We start from the raw sequence: 2157 nt of genomic DNA on the forward strand, positions 1-2157 counted from the left end.
ACCCACGGATATCTGCCCTCTGCCATCGGTGGGTTCGCGCTGCCATCGGTGGATCAAAATTTCGATGGTCAGCCCGGTAAAACTGCTGGAATTCTTCGGGCTGATTGACGTTCGGGTCAAAGACATAGCGGACGCCGCCAGGGCTTTCGGCGAACCAACATGGACGCCAAAGTCAGGAATTGCTATGACCGGCTCAATCACTTCCGTCGCCCGGTCCGCACAGCGTTTGCGTTCTCATCGTCCATGTCCACCCCGCCGCCCATGACACCGCGAATCCTGTTCCTGGACGACAACGTGCGCGACATCGGCGGCCACTATTTGGAACTGGCTAGCCTACTCGCCGACGGCGCGCGCCAGCTCGGCTATCAGCCCCGATTGATCACCCATGCGTCGTTGCCGCAGCGCAATCCACAAGTCGTTGGTGATTCGCGACTAGAACATCTCGAGATCGAACCGCGATTCGAAGTCCGGCGGATGGAAAATTGGTCACTCGGTGTCGATGGCCCTTCGTTGGTCCAGCGAGACGCTCGCGGGATCCCGATCGGAGGCTCGCTGTTCCGCCGGATCCGCCAATCGGTGAACGATCTACTCTGCCGACCGTCGCGACGCCCGCGCGCGATGCTCGAAGCCTGGTCGTCCGTCTTCGTCGATTCGATTCGACGCTTTGCTCCCCAGCCGCACGACCGAATCGTGATCAACACGGGCGGCGACTTTCAAATCTTGGCATTGGCCCACGCCATCCAAGCACTGGAGCGAGAGGGCAAGCTGGCCCCGATGACCATTCACGTCCTGTTCCATTTCGCTGTGTTTGAATCCACCGTGACCGAACGCGCGATCGCTTTTGGTCGCCAAGTCAACGCAGCGGTCGAGGCGATCAAGGGTCACCGGATTCATCTGCACGCGACCACCGAATCACTGTGTCAACAATTGGCGACCGTCGGTGTGAACGCGACCGCGATTCCGTATCCCACCCGTAACGAACACCTCGCGTCTACGTCGAGTTCGTCGACCGCCGGCACGAAGATCCTGTTGGCCGGGATGCCGCGAGCCGAAAAGGGCCGCGACCTGATTCGCGACTTGCTCGAATCGATCGAAACCCCTTACCTCCGCTCGGGCCGTTTCACTTGGTCGATGCAGCTTCCTGAAAAGCGTTGGCAGCGGATGATCCCGCCGTCGCTGCAACCCGCCTGCATCTCGTTGGCGTCGGGCCAAGCGGATCCTGACACCAGCGCTGGCATGGAAATCCTGCGTGGAAACTTGACCAGCGAAGCTTACCACGGCTGGCTGGACACGGCCGGGATCGGATTGTTTCTGTACGACGCGGACCGTTACGTCGCGCGGTGCAGTGGCGTCTTGTTGGAAATGATGATCCGCGGCGTCCCCGTGATGGTCCCGGACGGTTGCTGGCTGGCCGATCAAGTTCGCGCCGCCGAACCGACCGGCGCGATCGGCTGGATCTATCAATCAGTCGACCAGATTCCTCAACTGCTGAGCACGGTGGAAGAAACGTTGGCGGAGGTCACTGCAAACTGTCGGCAGCACGCAAAACACATCGCCGCGTACCACTCTGGAAAGAACACGTTGCTCGAAATGGGCATCGTCGATCATGCGTCATCGTCGGTTCGGTTGGCCGGATAGGATGGATCAAAGATGAAACTAAAACACTTGCTTCGTTATCCGTTTGACATTCGCCTGGCCGAGCAGCAACTCGCTTCGCCGGCGAAATTGGCATCGGAATCCTCTGCCGCCACCATCGGAATGGATCTCTACGCCGATCATTTGCTGTTTGACGGCGGGCGGCATTTGGCCTGCCTGGCGGCGTTGGCCGGCAAGATCGGTTCACCCGTCGTGCTGCGATGCAGCCGCGTGCTGTTGGCGGCGATCGCGCACAAACCCCATGGCGGTCGCTTTCTGGCGATGCCCCATGTCAATTGGATCGAACCGTCCCGTCCGTTTCCGCCGCACTCGCTGGTGCTGCTCGATGTCGACGGCGGTCGCGCCGATCGGGTCCTCAGCCGACAACGCACCGTCGCCATGTTGATCGGACGCGAGCCCGCCGCAAAAACTTTGGTCATGCCCTATCCGATGCATCCGCAACAGATCCAGGATTCGATCGACGGTCGGTTCAACACGCTGCGGACCCAAATGAAGGCGGGC

The 2157-nt window shown here is 60.5% G+C and carries 3 protein-coding genes; 2 read left to right on the forward strand and 1 reads right to left on the reverse strand.

Translation table 11 applies throughout. The annotated features are described in order from the left end of the window. Nucleotides 1-201: hypothetical protein (locus tag ABX749_RS30625; RefSeq protein WP_372899377.1), on the reverse strand; the 201-nt coding region annotated here is incomplete at its 3' end. A gap of 42 nt (nt 202-243) precedes the next feature. Here ABX749_RS30625 and ABX749_RS30630 point away from each other — a divergent pair. Together ABX749_RS30630 and ABX749_RS30635 are read left to right on the forward strand one after the other, a co-directional pair. Continuing rightward, nucleotides 244-1638: a hypothetical protein gene (locus tag ABX749_RS30630; protein ID WP_372899378.1), complete on the forward strand. Its 1395-nt coding sequence runs from the start codon at nt 244-246 to the stop codon at nt 1636-1638. 12 nt (nt 1639-1650) lie between these two features. Further along, nucleotides 1651-2157: hypothetical protein (locus ABX749_RS30635; RefSeq protein WP_372899379.1), on the forward strand; the 507-nt coding region annotated here is incomplete at its 3' end.

This window comes from Stieleria sp., assembly GCF_041595215.1.
GTDB lineage: Bacteria > Planctomycetota > Planctomycetia > Pirellulales > Pirellulaceae > Stieleria > Stieleria magnilauensis.

What these genes read in the sequence shown, in the direction of transcription:
- ABX749_RS30630 (WP_372899378.1), top strand. Translation starts at nt 244, where the DNA reads ATGTCCACCCCGCCGCCCATGACACCGCGAATCCTGTTCCTGGACGAC.